Annotated in this window: 17 protein-coding genes; 9 read left to right on the top strand and 8 right to left on the bottom strand. The window is 47.7% G+C overall.

All coding sequences use genetic code 11. The features are described 5' to 3' along the window. Nucleotides 1-53: 53 nt before the first annotated feature. From ACP4IT_RS05765 to ACP4IT_RS05755, 3 genes are read right to left on the bottom strand one after another with little or no spacing between them, the layout of a single operon-like run. Nucleotides 54-872: an SDR family NAD(P)-dependent oxidoreductase gene (locus ACP4IT_RS05765; RefSeq protein ID WP_035464462.1), complete on the bottom strand. Its 819-nt coding sequence runs from the start codon at nucleotides 870-872 to the stop codon at nucleotides 54-56. Nucleotides 873-886: 14 nt separating this feature from the next. Continuing rightward, nucleotides 887-1,747 carry a quinate/shikimate dehydrogenase gene (locus ACP4IT_RS05760; RefSeq protein WP_156646265.1) on the bottom strand — a complete coding sequence of 287 codons (861 nt, stop codon included), beginning with the start codon at nucleotides 1,745-1,747 and terminating at the stop codon, nucleotides 887-889. A gap of 19 nt (nucleotides 1,748-1,766) precedes the next feature. Further along, entirely contained in the window at nucleotides 1,767-2,990 is a 1,224-nt protein-coding gene (locus ACP4IT_RS05755) for an MFS transporter (protein ID WP_156646267.1), read from the bottom strand. 156 nt (nucleotides 2,991-3,146) lie between these two features. Here ACP4IT_RS05755 and ACP4IT_RS05750 point away from each other — a divergent pair, with 156 nt between their 5' ends. Both ACP4IT_RS05750 and ACP4IT_RS05745 read left to right on the top strand, forming a co-directional pair. After that, on the top strand, nucleotides 3,147-4,049 hold the full coding sequence (locus tag ACP4IT_RS05750; protein WP_085769283.1) for a LysR family transcriptional regulator: 903 nt from the start codon (nucleotides 3,147-3,149) through the stop codon (nucleotides 4,047-4,049). Nucleotides 4,050-4,101: 52 nt separating this feature from the next. Then, entirely contained in the window at nucleotides 4,102-5,820 is a 1,719-nt protein-coding gene (locus tag ACP4IT_RS05745; RefSeq protein WP_015474229.1) for a hypothetical protein, read from the top strand. A gap of 58 nt (nucleotides 5,821-5,878) precedes the next feature. Here ACP4IT_RS05745 and ACP4IT_RS05740 read toward each other — a convergent pair whose 3' ends face one another. Both ACP4IT_RS05740 and ACP4IT_RS05735 read right to left on the bottom strand, forming a co-directional pair. Next, nucleotides 5,879-6,556, bottom strand: coding sequence for a type 1 glutamine amidotransferase domain-containing protein (locus tag ACP4IT_RS05740; protein ID WP_426855275.1), 678 nt, complete (start codon nucleotides 6,554-6,556; stop codon nucleotides 5,879-5,881). Further along, on the bottom strand, nucleotides 6,553-6,891 hold the full coding sequence (locus ACP4IT_RS05735) for an ArsR/SmtB family transcription factor (protein WP_011668594.1): 339 nt from the start codon (nucleotides 6,889-6,891) through the stop codon (nucleotides 6,553-6,555). The genes ACP4IT_RS05740 and ACP4IT_RS05735 overlap by 4 nt, the downstream gene beginning before the upstream one ends. Nucleotides 6,892-7,051: 160 nt before the next feature. On the opposite strand from ACP4IT_RS05735, the gene ACP4IT_RS05730 reads away from it, so the two are divergent. Beyond that, nucleotides 7,052-8,065, top strand: a complete 1,014-nt coding sequence (locus ACP4IT_RS05730) for an NADP-dependent oxidoreductase (RefSeq protein ID WP_024855451.1) — start codon at nucleotides 7,052-7,054, stop codon at nucleotides 8,063-8,065. Nucleotides 8,066-8,137: 72 nt separating this feature from the next. Here the strand turns inward: ACP4IT_RS05730 and ACP4IT_RS05725 are convergent, their stop codons facing one another. The 3 genes from ACP4IT_RS05725 to ACP4IT_RS05715 are packed head-to-tail and all read right to left on the bottom strand — an operon-like array spanning nucleotide 8,138 to nucleotide 11,039. After that, nucleotides 8,138-9,103 (bottom strand): electron transfer flavoprotein subunit alpha/FixB family protein, encoded by a 966-nt coding sequence (locus tag ACP4IT_RS05725; RefSeq protein WP_011668592.1) that lies wholly within the window; start codon nucleotides 9,101-9,103, stop codon nucleotides 8,138-8,140. A 13-nt stretch (nucleotides 9,104-9,116) separates the two neighbouring features. After that, nucleotides 9,117-9,911 (bottom strand): electron transfer flavoprotein subunit beta/FixA family protein, encoded by a 795-nt coding sequence (locus ACP4IT_RS05720; RefSeq protein WP_011668591.1) that lies wholly within the window; start codon nucleotides 9,909-9,911, stop codon nucleotides 9,117-9,119. 9 nt (nucleotides 9,912-9,920) lie between these two features. Next, complete coding sequence (locus ACP4IT_RS05715) at nucleotides 9,921-11,039, bottom strand: acyl-CoA dehydrogenase family protein (protein ID WP_156646271.1); 1,119 nt, start codon at nucleotides 11,037-11,039, stop codon at nucleotides 9,921-9,923. Nucleotides 11,040-11,371: 332 nt separating this feature from the next. Between ACP4IT_RS05715 and ACP4IT_RS05710 the strand changes: the two genes are divergently transcribed. From ACP4IT_RS05710 to galE, 6 genes are all read left to right on the top strand, one after another. Continuing rightward, nucleotides 11,372-12,394 (top strand): aldose epimerase family protein, encoded by a 1,023-nt coding sequence (locus ACP4IT_RS05710; RefSeq protein ID WP_156646274.1) that lies wholly within the window; start codon nucleotides 11,372-11,374, stop codon nucleotides 12,392-12,394. A gap of 21 nt (nucleotides 12,395-12,415) precedes the next feature. Continuing rightward, complete coding sequence (locus ACP4IT_RS05705; protein ID WP_156646276.1) at nucleotides 12,416-14,146, top strand: phospho-sugar mutase; 1,731 nt, start codon at nucleotides 12,416-12,418, stop codon at nucleotides 14,144-14,146. Between the two features lie 288 nt (nucleotides 14,147-14,434). Beyond that, the gene (locus ACP4IT_RS05700; protein WP_011668587.1) at nucleotides 14,435-14,680 is read left to right on the top strand and encodes a hypothetical protein; all 246 of its coding nucleotides are present in this window, start codon (nucleotides 14,435-14,437) and stop codon (nucleotides 14,678-14,680) included. A 32-nt stretch (nucleotides 14,681-14,712) separates the two neighbouring features. Continuing rightward, nucleotides 14,713-16,137, top strand: coding sequence for a glycoside-pentoside-hexuronide (GPH):cation symporter (locus tag ACP4IT_RS05695; RefSeq protein WP_156646277.1), 1,425 nt, complete (start codon nucleotides 14,713-14,715; stop codon nucleotides 16,135-16,137). Nucleotides 16,138-16,296: 159 nt separating this feature from the next. Then, on the top strand, nucleotides 16,297-17,460 hold the full coding sequence (locus tag ACP4IT_RS05690) for a galactokinase (RefSeq protein WP_086231690.1): 1,164 nt from the start codon (nucleotides 16,297-16,299) through the stop codon (nucleotides 17,458-17,460). An 82-nt stretch (nucleotides 17,461-17,542) separates the two neighbouring features. Continuing rightward, complete coding sequence (galE, locus tag ACP4IT_RS05685) at nucleotides 17,543-18,547, top strand: UDP-glucose 4-epimerase GalE (protein ID WP_011668584.1); 1,005 nt, start codon at nucleotides 17,543-17,545, stop codon at nucleotides 18,545-18,547. Nucleotides 18,548-18,549 lie beyond the last annotated feature (2 nt).

Raw genomic sequence — 18,549 nt, 5'->3', positions numbered from 1 at the left:
TACACCAGAGTGGCTTAACTGACAAGACGATTTAACAGCTCAACGTTATATGACTAATGCGTTTCAGCGAAACCGCGGCGACCACCGGGCTTAGGAATTTGATTTTGCATCATGACGCTGAAACCGCCATCGATCACGAGACCAGTAGCGTTGATGTAACTTGAGCGGTCGCTAGCCAAGAAGAGAACGGCGTTGGCGATATCCGTTGTTGTGCCGATGCGTTTGCTAGCGGTCAAGGTCTTACGGCCGTTTTCAACTTGTGGGTCGGCATAAAAGGCGGCCGACATTGGCGTCTTAACCAGACAAGGTTCTAAGACGTTACTCCGAATGCCAAACATTCCCCATTCTGCTGCGACTTGCTTGGACAGCATATTGACCCCCGCTTTGCTGGTACTGTAAGCGCCGCTATAGGTTTCGGGAATGTCGCTGGCAACGGTCGAGATATGGACGAAGGTTCCGTGTTTTTGGGTAATCATTAGCTTACCGAATTCATGGGTAACTAAGTAATAGCCGTTCAAATTAACGTCGAGTACCTGTTTCCATGTTGCGTAATCAAGGTTTTCTAGTGGATCGAATTTTAAAATGCCAGCGGTGTTGATGACGACATCCACATGACCAAATGTATCCTTGACTTGATCCACGGCGTGTTGGACGCTGGTTTCTTTGGTAACATCGCAACTGACAGCCAACCCAGCAATGTGTTCTTCGTTAATCAATTGCGTGACCAGGTCGGCAACCTTAGCCTGATCCATATCAAGAGCTACCACGGTCGCTTGCTGGGCGGCCAAAGCCTGACAAATTTGGACGCCCATACCACCAACGGCTCCGGTAACAACACAGACCTTATCCTTTAATCCTAACCAATCTGACATCATAACACGCTCCTTTAAAAGATAGCAGCTTTAACGGGAGCCAACGGCATTGACTGTCCTGTCCACAACTTAAATGCGGCGGCTCCTTGATTGAGTAACATTCCTTGACCGTTAATAACATGCGCGACCCCGGCCTGTTGGGCGATTGTCATGAGTTTAGTCACACTGGGTGCGTAGACCGTATCAAAGACAGTCATGTTGGTATGAAACCAAGTGGGGTCAGTTACTAACGATTGATCGACTAATTTGCCCATCCCGAGGCCAGTGGCATCTGTATAAACATCACTAGTCGCGATAGCTGCTTGGAACTGGTCGCGATCCTCTAACGGATAGAAGGTTGCGTGACAGGCTGTTTGGTCATTAATGATTTGGACAATTTGCTGGGCGTTTTTAACCGAAGGGTCGTTAATGTTGAAGGCGTTTAAGGTCTTCAAGCCGGAAAGGGCAGCTTGAATGGCGATGGGTGTTCCAGCCCCACCAACCCCGGCCAGCGTCATTGTTTTGCCAGTTAGTTGGACGCCATCGTCCGCTAAAGCATCGACGAAACCAAGCCCGTCAGTGGTATAGCCGGTCAATTCGCCGTCGTGATTAACAATAGTATTGACTGCGCCAACCAATTCAGCCGTGTGGTCGAGGTGGTCAAGCAGGGGAATTACGGCCTGTTTATAGGGCATGGATACACTGGCTCCCAACATGTTAAAGGCCCGAATGGCAGCAATAGCAGCGGGCAGTTGGGAATTGGTAACATCGAAGGCTAAAAAGCGGGCGTTAATCTTGGCCTGAGCAAAAGCTAAGTTGTGCATGGCGGGGGATTGTGAATGTCCCGCGGGGTGGGCGATTAGCCCGACTAATTTGGTATGACCATCAATTTCCATAAAATATTCCTCCTAACGATTAATCTGTCGTCGTTGTATGGCGACCGATGCCTTGGTGAATTAAGTATAAGTCAATTAAGATCCCGATAACTGCCACGCCAATCGCGACAAGGTAAGACCCATTATAGGCCTGGGTTCCAGCTGCCTGATTCATAGATAAGGTGGCAATCTGTGGACCAATCAAGGCACCAATGGCATAGCCGAAGAACATGATGCCATAGTTCGTACCAGAAAATTTTTGACCGAATGTTTTCCCCGTTAAAGTGGGGAAAACCACCAGCACGCCGCCAAATGAGGCACCAAGAATAATCAGGAAAATAGTAAACATGGCAATGCTGGTAGCAAAACGTAACCCAGCCAGCCCGATGATCGTTAAGGTGAGAATCATCAGTAGGGTACGAGTTTCGCCGAGCTTGTCCACAGCCCGACCCGTAATCATCCGGCCAAAGAAATTAGCTAGGGTATTGACGACGACAAAGTTAGCGGCCACGATGGGGGTCAGTTGCAGTTGAATCTGGGCGATTGATGATAGCGAGCCAATTAGCATAATTCCGGCCGTGCAGGCGATCGCGAAGAGGAGTAGTAGCAACCAAAAATTAAGTGAACCCATCATTTCCTTGGGTGATTTGCCAGTTGTGACGGGAGTTGCATTCGTTGATGTCGGTGCTGTTGGTGAGGCCATCAGCCAGCCAACTAGCCAGATTAAGATCAGGTAGGCGGCACCAATCGGCATCAGGCCGTTGGCGCCCATCGTAGCACAGAGCCAAGCCCCCACTTTCGCTAAGACCAGCGGACCTAGCGAAGCGGCACCAAGTAATAGTCCGGAGATGGTGCCCCGTTTTTCTGGGAACCATTTGAGAGTCGTCAGTAATGCTGGGTTATAGAGCAGACCATTGCCGCTACCGGCAAGTAGCCCAATAGCAAAGTATAAAAACCAGATATTGTGGGCGAATGCGCCCAAGAACCAGCCGAGACCGAAGATAAAGCCACCAACGTACATCAACCGTTTCGGCGATGCATGGTCAATGACCCGACCGGAGATGATGCCAAAGGCCGCCATAAAGAATTGATAAAGGGTTAACGTCAGGGCAACTTGCGAGGCCGTGGCACGCGTTGCCTTAACCAATGTATCGGCAAAAACAGAGAAAGCAGCGGAAGCTGAACAACAAAAGATAATGATAAAAGCTGCGGTAAAGATAAGCCGCCGATGACCGGAGACTGTGGGGACATGAGTTGTTTCCATATGAAACACCGCCTAACTAGGGATAAGTGCAAAATTTAGAAAACGTTTTCTATGACTTTTATGATAGGCTGGAAGTTAAGAGAATACCAATACCGATTTTTAGTGGATCTATAGCGACCGACTATAGATTGTGAATAATAGAACGAGGAGGTCGTCATGAACTTAAATCAATTACGTTACTTTGAATGTGTGGGTCGATTGGAGAGCTATACGCGAGCAGCCCGGGAATTACACGTGAGTCAGCCCAGTCTGACAACGGCCATTCATAAGCTAGAAGCCGAACTCAAATTAACCTTATTTGTGAAGCAAGGTCGGCATATTGTGTTGACTAGCACAGGACAGCAACTGTTGTTGGTCGTTCAACAGAGCTTACAGACGTTAGATGATGGCGTAGCCCAGGTGATAGCGACCAATAGTCAGCAACCGATTAAGCTACGAGTTGGTTGTATTCCCACAGTTATTGGGACTTTTTTGCCCCAAGTTTTGCATGAATTTGAACAAGCTCATCCGCAGCAAGTGACCTTTGAACTACATAGTGTGACCACTGAACAAGTCCAGTCGGGACTAGCGGCTAAGACGTTTGATTTGGGGATTGCGGCTGCAGATACGCGCGAGGCAGGTATGCACTACCAGCCACTGCTTAAGCAACCCTTTATTGTTATTGTGGCGCCAACGCATCCGCTAGCGAATCGTCGTCAGTTAGATTTAGCTGACCTAACCGACTATCCCGTATTAACCTATTCACCAGAGCTATTAATTGGGAAAAAGGTTCAGCGGACATTACAACGGCAGGGCGTCGCTTCGCAGCTAAAACTACGGGCGGCTTATCCCGATGAACTCTCAATTGCGGGGATGGTGCAATCATCTCTGGCGGTGGGGCTGGTAGCAGATACCCTTTATTTAGCCGCGTTTGACCTGGTTAAAATTCCGGTGACGGTTCCCGAAGACTTACGGGTGATTTATGCGATGTATCGGGCGGCTAATCCGCAACATGCCGCACTTCAACAGCTCTTTCAGCTATTTAATTCGCGAACAACGACAGAAGACGCTTCCAACTGACGATGAATTACGCTAAAATGGCATATTAAGATAACGTGAAAGGGGTTTTTTCATGCCAACACCAGCAACAGTTGATTTAGCCGCGTTTTATGCCAATCCAGATCGGAGCGTTGCGGTTCTGAACTACAATGCCCGGTTTATTACCAGTATTTTTGATTTGGTTAACAGCGATGAGCTCGCGAGTTTCGTTCAGGTGTTCTTAGCCGATCAACGGACTAAGGTGCCAGCAGAAGCCGATGCAACCACAACCTTTAATCTGGCGACGCCCGCGGTTTACTTGGCGACGATTAAGGCTATCTTGACTGATCGCCCAGATGCTTACCAGCGGTTCCAACCAGCCGAGATTTTGGCTAGCATTGAAGACCTCTACTCGTATTACCGAACTTTCTTGCGAGTGGCAACGATGACGAGCCAACAAAATGACGTGATGGCGAGTGAATTTATGACCATTGACCAGCGTTTCAATGATTTGGTCATTCGGTTGTACCGAACAATTGAAGAAAAATTACAGGGGCATGCCAATCAGGTATATCGCCAGGTCAATGCGGGGTCGAGTGCTTGCATGCTACTCCAGCAAATTGCGTGGCCCGCACCAACCGAATATACAAGCTTACAGGATATTCCGTTCATTAGTCGCTTGATGCTGCGACCACCAATGATGGTGCACACGAAGAGTAATAAGCGAAAGGGACACTTCACGGCGTCAGCAACCAATCCGATCGCTAACTTCACGGGGAGTGCAACGGATTGGTACTGCTATCCGGCTATGATCGGTGAGAGCTTAGCTTATATTTATTTCCATCGGGATTATTTAGCGTCAGGGATTGCCTTAGCTAACCTATTCCAATTAGCGGATAGTCAAGCGATTGCCGGCAAGAAGCCCGATTTGATTTTACTATTTGGTTCTCCCAGTGCCGCTGGGGATGAGCAACCAGAAAATGGGCATTACTTCTACGATGAAGCTAATGGCGTGTATGTGGGGCAAGTGCCGTACAATGACCAGACGACCTACTTCGGCTACATGAAGAAGATGTGTCTGACGTTGCACAATCTCCACATGATTGCGGAAAAACGCCTCCCAATTCATGGCTCAATGGTCAAGATTACCTTTACGAATGGACAAACCAAGACGGTGGTCTTCTTTGGTGACTCGGGGGCCGGTAAGTCAGAATCTATTGAGGCGCTTCAAGCGGTCGCTGATGATCAGATTGCTAATATTGAAACGATCTTCGATGACATGGGGAGCTTTACTTTGGCCGATGGACATCTGTATGCACAGGGGACTGAAACGGGGGCCTTTGTCCGTTTGGATGACCTCAGTAGTGAAGTGGCGTTCAACAACATGGACCGGGGTGTTTATATGAACCCTGAACAGAAGAATGCGCGGGTAATTATTCCGGCTAATACGTGGTCACGTGTGGTGGCCCACCATGAGATTGATATGTGGGTCTACGCCAATAACTATGATGATGCGGTTGGCGTGCAACGGTTCGCGGACCAAGTACTTGCCAAAGAGACGTTTATCGCTGGTAAACGTCGGGCTTTAGGCACCACGGACGAGGTGGGAATGAGTACCACTTTCTTTGCCAATCCATTTGGTCCAGTGCAAGAAGAAGCGGCTACGCGGCCAATTATCGATGCGGTCTTTGACCAGTTATTTGCTGACGATGTGTATATCGGTGAAATCTATACGCACTTGGGTAACGACAAATCACAAGAAAAACTCAACGCGTCAGCGCGGGCTTTACTGACAGAACTGTTGGCGTTGTAAGACAAGTGAAAAACCACGACACATTAGAAATTGGTGTGTCGTGGTTTTTGCTATGAGATTATTTTAAATTAGTCAGTAAGCGCTGAGCAACGGTTTTAGCTGAGAAGGGGTTCTGGCCTGTAATCAACTGGCCGTCTTGGATCGCAAATGATTTGTAGGCGCGCTTGTGAACGAAGTGCGCGCCGTGGTTCGTGGCGACAGTTTGGTTGAGAAAGGGCACCACTTTTTTCTTGCCCGCAAGGATTTCTTCGGCTGTGGTTAACCCGGTAATCCGGCGGTTAGCAATGAGGTAGTGACCGGGCCGATCTTGAATATTAAGTAATCCGGCGATTCCGTGACAAACGCTGGTGACAAAGCCACCTTGTTGAAGAATTGCGAGTGACAGCGTCTGGAGGTCAGTATTTTCAGGGAAATCCCACATCACGCCGTGTCCTCCGGTGTAGTAAATGGCGGCGTAATCACTGGCCTGCACGTCTTGTGGCCGTAGAGAATGGGTTAAGGCTCGTTGCTGAAAATCAGTACTTTCATAGAGAGTGAGATTGGCTTCATCGGTATAGCGCATGCTGCGTGGATCTAAGGGAACGAAGCCACCTTGAGGGCTGACATAGTCGACCTGGTATCCAGCAGCTTGGACGGTTTCTACAAATTCGGTGGCTTCGCCTAACCACAAGCCGGTGGCATCAGTGGTGTGCGCATAGTGGGTAACGTTGGTTAAGACAATCAAGATTTTTTTCATAATTGCTCGTTTTCCTCCATAACGGTGGTGACGTGGGTGAGTAGCGTTTGTAGTTGTTGGATACGCTTCGTGCGATGTGTGAGGTAGTAGTAATTTTTGGTGCCGTCTCGCCGGTAATCGATCAGGGCAACATTTCGCAGTAGTTTAAGATGATGCGACACTGCTGGACGGGATAACCCCGTAACGTCGGTTAATTCACTGACCCGTAATCCCCGGTGAACCACTTGCTTGTCGAGCAAGGCGAGGATGATGGCTTGACGCTTCTGGTCGCCTAGTGCCACCAAAAAGTCACTGGATTTTTCAAATTCATGCTTTAATTTAGTTAAGTCGGACATCGATAGTCATCTTCTTTGTTGATTATTTTAAACCATTAAACCACGATGGAATGTTACTGTCAACTCTGAAACTATAGAATTCATTCGTTGACAATTTTGAACCAATAGTTTACGATGCCATCATTATCGTTTAAAATAATAAACCGTTAGGAGCATAAAAATGACAGATAAAATGCGTGCTGCCGTCATTGACCACTACCACCAAGTTGACCCGGAGATTCGGTTGGTTCCCCAACCCGTAATCCACCCCCATGATGTTCTCGTTAAGATTAGGGCGGCCAGCGTTAATCCAATTGATACCAAAACGATGGCAGGAGACCTGCGATTACTACTCCGCTACCGGATGCCACTTATTTTGGGTAGTGACTTTGCTGGCGATGTGATTGCTGTGGGGCGTCAGGTGACTGCGTTTCAAGTGGGAGATGCGGTGTATGGTCGTCCGCAAAAGGACCGAATTGGAACGTTCGCAGACTATTTAGCGGTGGACACTGGTGACATTGCACTAATGCCGACTAATCTAAGTTATGAACAAGCAGCAGCCCTGCCACTAGTAGGTTTAACGAGCTACCAAGCCTTACATGATTTGATGGCTCTTCGTCCTGGGAAAAAGGTTCTCATTCAGGCTGGGTCTGGTGGTGTTGGGACTGTGGCTATTCAGTTAGCTAAGCAGTTGGGCGCGTATGTAGCAACCACGACAAGTGCTGCCAATACCGCGTTTGTCCAATCATTGGGAGCAGATGAAGTCATTGACTATCATCGTACAGATTTTGCAACGGTCCTCAAAGACTATGATGCCGTGTTTGATATGTTAGGTGGAAATACTTTAGAACGGGCTTTTCGAGTTGTCAAGCCGGGTGGGATTATCGTTAGCGTCAGTGGTCGTCCCAATGGTCGATTTGCTCAGACGTATGGTCTGCCATTGTGGAAACGAGGGGTGTTGCGGCTAGCAACGCGACGATTGACCCAATTGGAAAAGGTCTCGGGCGTCAGCTACCGGTTCTTATTTATGCAGCCCAGTGGTCAACAGCTAGCCGAACTAACCACACTAGTTGAGCAGAACAAGCTGGTCCCCGTTATTGATCGGATCTATCCGTTAACGGAAATTGCGGCCGCCCTGACTTACTCACGTTTGGGTAAAGCACATGGCAAGATTATTGTGACCATGACAGAATAAAAAGAGCGGGTAGACAACTTAACTGTCTATCCGTTCTTTACTGTCGAGATTTTTGATAATTGCGATTGATTCCTAGTTAAATTGTTCTAACAAGGCTGTCATAAATGCTGGCGCGTCGCCAACATAGCCGTAGTCGGCGACGTCAAAGATCGGGGCGTGTTCATCGGCATTGACTGCGACGATGGTCTGTGCCGTTTGCATGCCCACGAGGTACTGAACTGCACCGCTAATCCCGAAGTTTAAGATAAGTTCGGGATGAATGGTATTGCCGCTTTGGCCGATCTGGTCGTCATGGGTGAACCGTTTCTGGTCGGTTAGTGGCCGCGAGACCCCAATCCGCCCGCCCAGTTTTTCAGCTAATTGAGTGGCAGTTGTGATGGTGGTTTCACTTGCAGCACCACGACCCAGCGCAATTACCCGACTGGCATCGCTCACCGTAGTAGCGGTATTGACGACTGGTGTCGTTGCCGTGATTTGTAGTCGTTCCACTGGATGGAAGGTGACCGTAACGGCTGTCAGCGTTGGGGTGCCCGTTGCCGGGTGGGCAACAAAGGTATTGGGCCGAACGCTAGCCATCTGTGGGCGACGGTCAGGACAAATGATTTCACACATAATATTGTCACCGTATGAGGGCTTGGTGGCAACGAGGGTGTCTTCGTCAAAGCGTAGGTCCAAACAGTCGGCAGTCAGTCCTGTTTGCAATTTTGCTTGAAGTCGTGGGGCAATGGAACGGCCGGTAATCGTAGCCCCAAATAAAATCGTGTTGGGGTGATAAGCAGTAACGAGTTGGGCCAGTGCATCGGCTTGCTCCGCATCGGTAGCAGTTGGGAAGCGTTCATCGCGCGCGATCCGAATTTCATCTGGGGCGTACGGAGTCAGCTCGTCTTCCAAATGGTCAGTCGGTGCTTCTAGCAGGATCGTGACCACTTTAAAAGTGGTGCCGGCGATTGATTTGGCCTTAGTAATCAGTTGCTGTGTAGTTGGTTCGATGTGGGCTAAACGACGCTCTGAAATGACCCATAGTTCTGGTTGTGACATACCGATTTCCTCCTTAAATGAGCTGACGGTCTTTTAGGGCCGTAATCAGTTGACTGGCGGCTTCGCGTGGTGTTCCGGTTAATGGCGTTAGTTCGCGCTTAACGGGTGCCGGCGCATAGACTTTCGTGACGATTGTGGGTGAACCAACTTGGCCGAGGCGTTGGTCGTCCAGCTCTAAATCATCGTGATGCCAGACAGTCAGGGGTTTGGCGAAGCTAAGTTGAATTTGCCGCGGGGTGGGGTAACGTGGCGTGTTCAACTCACTGCGGACACTGACTACAGCGGGTAATTGAGCGACTAGCGTTTGTTTGGTGTCTTCCAGTAAGCGTTCAGCCGTGACTTCATTGGGGCCACTTAAACGTAAGTTGGCAGCGTAAGTGATCTGTGGCTGGTGGAGGAACTCGGCGACAATCGGACCGACCTGTCCAGTATCAGCGTCAACGGCTTGGCGACCGAATAGAATCAAGTCGGCGTTACCAATTTTTTTAATGGCCTGAGCCAAAACATAACCGGTAGCAAGTGTATCGGCACCTGCAAAAGCGCGATCGGAAAGTAAAACCCCTTCGTCAGCGCCCATGGCGAGGCCTTCGTGGAGTGAATCCGCGTAATCATCGGGCCCCATCGTGAGTAACGTAATAGTGACGTCAGTGTCGGCGGTATCTTTTAATGACAAGGCAAGCTCAATGGCATGTTTATCAAATGGATTCATGACACCGGCCAGCCCACGACGATCAAGGTTATGTGTGATGGGGTCAATCGTCACGTTATTGGTTTCCGGAACTTGTTTTAGACAAACGATAATTTTCATGAGAACCTCCTAGTGGTTAAATTCGGCGAGGGCAATAGCTGAACGCATTTTCTCAACGGTTCCTTCCGCTATCTCTAGTGCGCGGGCATCACGGATCAGGTGTTCAACTGGATATTCACGGCTGTAGCCATAGCCGGCTAGAATTTGAAGGGCATCATCGCCAGCACTAACTGCGGCACGAGAACCATGAGCTTTAGCCATAGCGGCGAGTTCACTGTAGGGTTGACCAAGCGCTTTGAGATGGGCCGCCTGTTGGTAGATCAATTTGGTGGTTTCCTTGCGGATTGCCATGTCGGCAACTTTGCGTTGGGTAACTTGAAGGGCCGTTAGTGGTTGATCGCCGGCCTTACGTTCTTTAGCATAATCGGTTGCAATCTTTAATTCGTGTTCCATAATACCGGTGAGCACGGCACCCATTAATACCCGAGCGTCGTCATGAGCAGAGTCACCGATGAGGCCACCGTCACCGAGATTTCCGAGGAGGTGGTCGTCATCGACAACGATATGGTCCATGACGATTTCGCCGACTGGCGTTCCCCGTAAACCGATAAAGTCCTCGCGTTTACCAAAAGAAAAGCCGGGCATGTCTTGATCGACTACAAAGACGGAAAGCTCTGTTGGGGCGGTTTTGACCAAAACACAGTAAACCTCAGCCAGACCACCATTCGTAATCATAATTTTATCGCCATTGAGTACCCAGTGATTTCCTTCACGAGTGGCCGTTGAACTAATACTCATTGGATTAGAACCACCACTAGCTTCGGTCATGGAAAAGGCAAAAATCCGGTCGGTAGCCGTTGGTAGTAATTGTTGTTGTAAAGCTGGTGTACCATACTTTAAGAGTTGATCAATAGTTTTGAAATGACCTTCAAGGGTCACTGCTGTGCTGGCGTTTCCGCGGGCAATGTGGTTCAACACCGTTGCCGTAATTTCAGGGCCAAAGCCAGCGCCGCCAAATTCTTGCGGTAACATGAGTCCTAAGAAGCCGGTCGCTGTCAACTTTTCCATGAAACCGGCGGGAAAGTCACCAGCCGCGTCCATCGGCATATCTTGGGGCGCAATCTCTTTTTGCGTATAATCATCCACCATTTGCAATAGTAATTTTTCAGCAGCAGTCGTTGTTGACATAAGTGGGCCTCCTTGAAGTTGTTTGTGCATATGTGAGCGAATAACGTGAGTATAGCGGATTATCAAATGATAAGTCTAGGGGCAAATAGCAAATAGAGAATATTTAATATTCCCATATAGAATATATTGAATTCCTAAATTATATTATAATGGTATTGATTTAATTTTACGGAGTAAACACCTTCGTCTAAACTCAAATAAGGTTAATCGTAAAGTGGCTTTTAATTGTTCGACGTAAAATAATTAGGCGAATTTTAGTAAAAAATTTGGTACTCAACCCCCGGTTAGGTTACAATGAAACCGGATTCTTTATTTTTTGGAGGTGTACTTTGATGGAAATTACGAAGAGTGCGGCTGGTACGTTGAACCAGCAGGATGTCTCAAAATATGTGTTAACGAATCAACAAGGGACGCAGGTTGCGGTTCTAACCTGGGGTGCTACGCTGCAAGAATTTAGTGTGGTGGAGGATGGCAAGCGTCATTCACTGATTGTGAATAAGCCTGATTTAGCAGGCTATGACCACAATCCGTATTACTTATGCCAAGCCTTAGGTCGTGTTGCGGGTCGGATTGCCGGCGCTCAATTTGAGTTAGACGGTCAGACGGTACATTTGGAAGCCAATGAAGAACCAAATGCGAGTCATGGTGGTCCTCATGGTTTCACCTTTGTGAACTGGGATGCGACGACCAATCAGACTGCCGATACCGCTAGCGTGGTGTTAACGCACACGTCAACGCCGGCCGATGACCGTTATCCGGGTAACTTGGAGACGACGATTACGTACACGCTGACGGAAGAAAATCGCTTAGACATCACCTTCGATGCTCAAAGTGATGCGGCAACACTCTTCAACCCAACGATTCACACCTACTTTAATGTGACTGATGATCAACACGATTTAGACCAGCAGTGGGTTAAACTAAGTGGCGACAAGCGGTTGGTCTTGGATCAAGCGAAGATTCCGACTGGTGAGATGGTGCCAACGGCCGGGACGGGTTACGACTTTAGTCAGCCACGAACGGTTAAGGATGGGTTGGATCAACTTCACCAAATGGGCCAAGTTGAATATGACGATGCCTTTGTCGTAGAACCTAGCAAGGACACCCCAATTGCGACAATCGGGGATACCACGGGACACCGGGAAGTTTCCATTTATTCTGATCGCAATGGGTTAGTGGTCTTTACCGCCAACCCAACCGATGATGCACGGGCCGATGTTCGGGATTACAATGCCTTAGCAATGGAAGCACAAACGTTACCTGACGCGATTCACCATGCTGATTTCGGCGATGTGGTTCTGCCGGCTAACCAACCAGTGGAACATACAATTAGTTATCAATATACGCGTAAGTAAGTCTAAGAGGAGAGATTAGATATGAGTTGGCAAGAAAATTACCAGGTGTGGGCCCAACAACCTGACCTGATTCCTTACATCAAGCAAGAACTAGATGCGATCACTACAGACGATGCCGCTAAGCAGGCTGCATTTACTGCACCCATGAGCTTTGGAACCGCCGGAATGCGTGGTGTGATGGGCCCCGGCATTGGGCAAATGAATGTCTACACGGTGCGCCAAGCAACTGAAGGTGTGGCCCGGTATCTGGACACGCTCGATGATGCGACGAAACAACAGGGTGTTGCCATTAGCTTTGACTCTCGCTACCACTCCCGCGAATTTGCCCACGAAGCCGCGCACGTCTTGGGTGCGCACCATATTCCAAGCTATGTGTTTGACGATATGCGACCAACGCCAGAGTTGTCCTTTGCGGTTCGCCATTTACAGACGGCCATGGGCATTATGATTACCGCGAGCCACAACCCCAAGCAATATAATGGGTTTAAAATTTACGGCCCGGATGGCGGTCAGATGCCACCGAAAGCATCCGATATGATTACCGATTTTGTCCGTTCGGCTAAAGACGTCTTTGCCATTGACGTAGCTGATGAGACGCAACTACGGTCCAACAAATTGTTACGCATTATTGGCGAAGATGTCGACCAACCTTATTTGCAGAACGTTGAAAGTGTGACGATTAATTCTGAATTAATCCGCAGTGTCGGTAAAACAATGAAGCTGATCTACACACCACTTCACGGCACAGGGAAGGTTATCGGCGAACGGGCACTCCGGGGGGCCGGATTTGAGAACTTTACGATGGTTCCCGAACAAGCCATTGCCGATCCTGAATTTCCAACGGTGCCATTCCCGAATCCTGAATTCTCACAAGCGTTTGATATGGCGATCGCGCTTGGTAAAAAAGAGGGGGCTGACCTATTAGTCGCCACCGACCCAGATGCCGATCGATTAGGTGCCGCAGTTCGCCAGCCAAATGGTGATTATCAGTTACTAACGGGGAACCAGATTGCCTCCATTCTGTTGGCCTACATTTTGAAGGCCCGCAAGCAAGCGGGGCAGTTGCCAAGCGATGGTCGGGTAGTGAAGTCGATCGTATCGACCGAATTGGCCACTAAGATTGCCGCCGCTTATGGTGTTGAGATGAAGAACGTCTTGACTGGTTTTAAGTTTATTGCCGAGCAGATTCATCAGTATGAAACGGCGCATGACCATACCTTCCTCTTTGGGTTTGAAGAAAGCTACGGCTATCTGATTAAGCCCTTTGTTCGGGATAAGGATGCCATTCAATCAACGGTTCTGTTGGCAGAAGTAGCAGCAGACTACAAACAACGGGGAATGACCCTGTATGATGGGATCGAAGAACTTTACGCAACTTATGGTTACTTTGCGGAAAAGACCACGTTTGAGGAATTCCCTGGTGTTGACGGTGCGGACCAAATGGCCCACTTAATGAGTGAATTCCGGGAAAACGCCCCGACTGCCTTTGCCGGCAATCAAATTGAGGCCGTTGAAGACTTCTCAACGAGTGTCAAAACATTGGCAGACGGAACGACCAGTTCGATTGATCTGCCACAGTCAAATGTTTTGAAATACTGGTTAAGTGATGGAACTTGGATTTGTATTCGGCCCTCAGGAACGGAACCTAAAGTGAAATTCTATATTGGGACTAGTGATGAGACTGATGCCGCCGCACAACAGCGGCTAGCAACGTATGAAAGTGCGTTAAAGCAATATGTCGCGTCGATTTAAGCGATAAATATAAAAAGGGAACGGCCGTAGATTTTTTATGGCCGTTCCCTTTTTACAAATTTATTTATTGATTTACTAAATTTTTACTTAGTAAAATACAACCGGTTGCAATACCGGTATTTCAGTCTGTATTACTATTTATAGTGTAATCTTACACAAATTAAGTGGTTGCTTATTTAACGAAATAACCTTATGATGGCTACTGTAAAGCGCTTACATATAGTAAAACAATACTAAACGTTTTACTAACCTTAGATAAATGTTGAAAACAGATAAGGGGTGTTTCAGATGGCTAAGAAAAATGACAAAATGATGTTGGATCCGGCAGAGTTTGCGGCCGCGGTGTTGGGTGGTAACGCGCAACGTCCAGATGAGGAAAATAAGCTGTATATCAAGCGGCAATTGACCTTGTACTTGGAAGCAACCTTGTTGGCACAAGATTTCAATAATCTTGAAGAAACGCAATTCGATATGGCCCGTTCACAGCAACGAGAAGATGTGCTCTCGAAGATTATTGAACGGCGTTATCACTAGGAACTACTTTTTGAAAGGTGTGAATAAAAATAATGGTTAAGCAATATTTATCATACGCCGCTGGGGCATTGGGACATGATGCCTTTTATGCAACGTTAAGTACGTATTTCGCCATGTTTGTTACCAGTGTCTTATTTGTTGGTAAAGGAGCGGGAACTGACGCAAAATTAGCCAGTATCGTTACCACAATGGTTGTTGTTATCCGTTTAGTCGAAATCGCGTTTGATCCGATGATTGGTGGGATTGTTGATAATACGGACACCAAGATGGGGAAGTTTAAGCCTTGGATTTTAGGTGGGGCTATCGTAAGTTCTCTGGGATTAATCGCCATCTTTACGAGTTTATTTGGATTAGCAGATAGCAACACGACACTTTACTTTATTCTTTTTGCTATTATCTTTGTTATTTTGGATATCTTCTATTCGTTTAAAGATATTGCATTTTGGTCCATGCTCCCGGCATTGAGTGTGGATTCTAAAGTGCGGAACAAGTTTGGAACGATTGGCCGGTTCGGCTCAACGATTGGGGCCCAAGGGGTTGCCATTATCATTATGCCAATGGTGCTTTTCTTCTCTCAAAAGTTCTCGGGGACGCATAATGGAACCGAAACCCGTGCCGGATGGCTGGGCTTTGCCATCTTCATTGCCTTGCTTTCCTTCTTAGGGGCCTGGGCAACAGTCGCAGGAACCAAGGAAAATACCAGCCTGATTCGGGAAAATACGGAAAAAACGAGACTACGGGATGTCTTTAAGGTGCTGGGAGAAAATGACCAGTTAATGTGGTTAGCACTATCCTATCTTCTGTTTGCTTTGGGATACGTTGTGACGAACTCTCTGCTGCTTTATAATTTCCAATATGTTTTAGGGGCAGCCACCAAATACTCTATGGTTGGGGGAATTACAACCGTTCTTGGCATTATTTCGGTTCCTCTGTTCCCAGTCTTGGTTAAAGCAATTACCCGTAAAGGTATCTACGTTGGCGGCATTATCATGATGCTTGTGGGTTACCTGTTATTCATCTTTGCGGGAACCAGTGTGGTGATGACCTTAGTTGCCGATGCTGTCTTCTTCTTCCCATACCCAATGATTTTCTTAGCCGCCTTAATGACGATCACAGATAGTGTGGAATATGGTCAATGGAAGAATGGGGTGCGGAATGAATCCGTCACCTTAGCGGTTCGTCCGCTGATTGATAAACTAGCCGGTGCTTTTTCCATGGGGATTGTAGTGCTTGCTGCGGTTAACTCTGGTATGACTGGGAACGCTAAGCCAAGTGATATTTCTGCTCATGGCTTGTTCATTTTCCATTCCTTCATGTTCTACATGCCAATCGCTTCATTGATCCTGGCTGCTTTAATCTACTACTTCAAGATTTCATTATCTGAAAAGCGTCACGCACAAATTGTCACTGAATTGGAAAAGAAACTTGAAGCACAAGAAGCTGAAAAACAGAATTAGAAACAAATTTAATGGGGCTAGGGTGGAAAACGCCTTGGCCCTATTGTTGTTAATGACGCTAATGAAAACGTTTTATATTTAATTGACACGGTCGCATAAAGCGACTATGATGATTACGAGTAAAACTTTACTAAAAATTTTATTAAGGAGCTAATTGCCATGGATTTCGCCAGCTTAGCAACAGAATACCAAGAAAAATTTGATGTCGCCCCACAACGGGTGTTCTTCTCACCTGGTCGGATTAACTTAATCGGTGAATATACCGATTTCAATGGTGGGCATGTATTCCCCGCTGCCATCAGTATGGGAACTTACGCCGCTTACTCAGCACGTGATGACAAGCAATTCCGCGTGTACTCGGCCAATGTACCAGACGCCGGGGTCTTAACCTTCTCACTGGATAACTTGGCCTTTGATAAAGCCGATAACTGGGCGAACTACCTGAAAGGGATGCTATTCGAGCTGGCGAAGCAAGACTTGACCATCGACCATGGGTTTGATTTATTCGTCCACGGTAACTTACCAGATGCTTCTGGCTTATCTTCGTCCGCTTCAATGGAAATGTTGATGGGCGAAATTCTTCACGCCGCTTATGGCATGAAGCTTGATGAAGTCGAAATGGTTAAAGTTGGCCAACAGGTTGAAAATGATTACTTCGGGTTGAATACGGGAATCATGGATCAATTTGCAATCGGCATGGGCAAGAAAGACCAAGCCATCTTGCTAGATACCAACACGATGGATTACGAGTACGCACCACTAGCTCTTGGCGATTATGTGGTGGTTATTATGAATACCAAGAAGCGCCGAGAACTTACTGACTCCAAGTACAATGAACGGCGGGCTCAATGTGAAGAAGCCTTACGCCGGCTCCAAACGAAGTTGGCTATTAAGACATTAGGTGACCTGAACGAAGACGAATTTGATGAGAATGCTTATCTGATTAATGATGACGTACTGATCAAGCGGGCGCGCCACGCTGTCTTTGAGAATCAACGGACCTTGAAGGCCTTTGACGCACTGCAAAAGAATGATCTGCAACGCTTCGGTCACTTGGTTAACGCCTCTCACATTTCGCTCAACTACGACTTTGCCGTTACCGGGAAGGAATTAGACACGTTAGTTGAAACAGCTTGGCAACAACCTGGTGTCTTAGGCGCTCGGATGACGGGAGCTGGCTTCGGTGGCTGTGCCATTGCCATTGTGAAGAAAGACAACGTGGCTGATTTTGAAGCACAGGTTGGCAAGACCTACGAAGACACCATTGGTCACCCGGCTGAATTCTACGTGGCCGAGATTGCTGACGGTCCTGCTGAATTATAAAAGTAAGGATTGGTTGGCGTTAGGCCGATTGATTAGTGTAAAATAAATTTAGAGAATTAAACATAAGAGGAGGAATTGATCAATGACAGTTTTAGTCTTAGGTGGTGCCGGTTATATTGGTTCTCACGCCGTCGATCGTTTAGTAGAAAAGGGTTATGATGTGGCCGTTGTCGATAACTTGGTAACGGGTCACCGGGCCGCAGTTAATGCGAAAGCTCGGTTCTACGAAGGTGATGTGCGGGATCAAGCCTTTCTAGACGGTGTCTTTGATAAGGAAGACATTGAAGGGGTTATTCACTTTGCCGCATTCTCCGTGGTTCCTGAATCTATGAAGAAACCGTTGAAGTACTTTGACAACAATACGGCCGGGATGGTTTCCTTGCTGGAAGTTATGAACAAGCACAACGTTAAAAAAATTGTCTTCTCTTCAACGGCGGCAACGTATGGTGAACCCAAGCAGATTCCCATTAAAGAAACGGATCCGCAAGTGCCAACCAATCCATATGGTGAAAGCAAGCTGATGATGGAAAAGATCATGCGTTGGTCTGATGAAGCCTACGGGATTAAATTCGTTGCTCTGCGGTACTTCAACGTGGCTGGGGCCAAAGAAGACGGGAGCATTGGTGAAGATCACCATCCCGAAACCCACTTGGTACCTATCATCTTGGAAGTCGCTGCTGGCGAACGAGATCAATTAGCCATCTTCGGTGATGATTATCCAACTAAGGATGGTACCAACGTCCGGGATTACGTCCACGTCGTTGATTTGGCTGACGCCCATATTTTAGCGCTGGAATATCTTAAGGCTGGTCATGACAGTGATGCCTTTAACTTGGGGTCTTCCACGGGCTTTTCTAACAAGGAAATGCTGGAAGCCGCTCGTAAAGTTACCGGTAAGGAAATCCCAGCAAAGATGGCGCCACGCCGGGCTGGTGATCCCAGCACGTTGATTGCGGCTAGTGATAAGGCCCGCAAGACATTGAACTGGCAACCCCGGTTTGATAATGTAGAAGATATTATTCGGACGGCTTGGAACTGGAAGCAAACGCATCCAGCTGGCTATAACGATCGGAACGAGGAGAAGTAACG

Origin of the sequence: Levilactobacillus sp. LN180102 (genome assembly GCF_050106635.1) — a bacterium.
GTDB lineage: Bacteria > Bacillota > Bacilli > Lactobacillales > Lactobacillaceae > Levilactobacillus > Levilactobacillus brevis.
This window is presented reverse-complemented; position numbering and strand designations above follow the sequence as displayed.

Excerpts from the sequence above, each read along its gene's own strand:
- ACP4IT_RS05765 (WP_035464462.1), bottom strand. The coding sequence starts at position 872 with ATGTCAGATTGGTTAGGATTAAAGGATAAGGTCTGTGTTGTTACCGGA.
- ACP4IT_RS05760 (WP_156646265.1), bottom strand. The coding sequence starts at position 1,747 with ATGGAAATTGATGGTCATACCAAATTAGTCGGGCTAATCGCCCACCCC.
- ACP4IT_RS05755 (WP_156646267.1), bottom strand. The coding sequence starts at position 2,990 with ATGGAAACAACTCATGTCCCCACAGTCTCCGGTCATCGGCGGCTTATC.
- ACP4IT_RS05750 (WP_085769283.1), top strand. The coding sequence starts at position 3,147 with ATGAACTTAAATCAATTACGTTACTTTGAATGTGTGGGTCGATTGGAG.
- ACP4IT_RS05745 (WP_015474229.1), top strand. The coding sequence starts at position 4,102 with ATGCCAACACCAGCAACAGTTGATTTAGCCGCGTTTTATGCCAATCCA.
- ACP4IT_RS05740 (WP_426855275.1), bottom strand. The coding sequence starts at position 6,556 with ATGAAAAAAATCTTGATTGTCTTAACCAACGTTACCCACTATGCGCAC.
- ACP4IT_RS05735 (WP_011668594.1), bottom strand. The coding sequence starts at position 6,891 with ATGTCCGACTTAACTAAATTAAAGCATGAATTTGAAAAATCCAGTGAC.
- ACP4IT_RS05730 (WP_024855451.1), top strand. The coding sequence starts at position 7,052 with ATGACAGATAAAATGCGTGCTGCCGTCATTGACCACTACCACCAAGTT.
- ACP4IT_RS05725 (WP_011668592.1), bottom strand. The coding sequence starts at position 9,103 with ATGTCACAACCAGAACTATGGGTCATTTCAGAGCGTCGTTTAGCCCAC.
- ACP4IT_RS05720 (WP_011668591.1), bottom strand. The coding sequence starts at position 9,911 with ATGAAAATTATCGTTTGTCTAAAACAAGTTCCGGAAACCAATAACGTG.
- ACP4IT_RS05715 (WP_156646271.1), bottom strand. The coding sequence starts at position 11,039 with ATGTCAACAACGACTGCTGCTGAAAAATTACTATTGCAAATGGTGGAT.
- ACP4IT_RS05710 (WP_156646274.1), top strand. The coding sequence starts at position 11,372 with ATGGAAATTACGAAGAGTGCGGCTGGTACGTTGAACCAGCAGGATGTC.
- ACP4IT_RS05705 (WP_156646276.1), top strand. The coding sequence starts at position 12,416 with ATGAGTTGGCAAGAAAATTACCAGGTGTGGGCCCAACAACCTGACCTG.
- ACP4IT_RS05700 (WP_011668587.1), top strand. The coding sequence starts at position 14,435 with ATGGCTAAGAAAAATGACAAAATGATGTTGGATCCGGCAGAGTTTGCG.
- ACP4IT_RS05695 (WP_156646277.1), top strand. The coding sequence starts at position 14,713 with ATGGTTAAGCAATATTTATCATACGCCGCTGGGGCATTGGGACATGAT.
- ACP4IT_RS05690 (WP_086231690.1), top strand. The coding sequence starts at position 16,297 with ATGGATTTCGCCAGCTTAGCAACAGAATACCAAGAAAAATTTGATGTC.
- galE (WP_011668584.1), top strand. The coding sequence starts at position 17,543 with ATGACAGTTTTAGTCTTAGGTGGTGCCGGTTATATTGGTTCTCACGCC.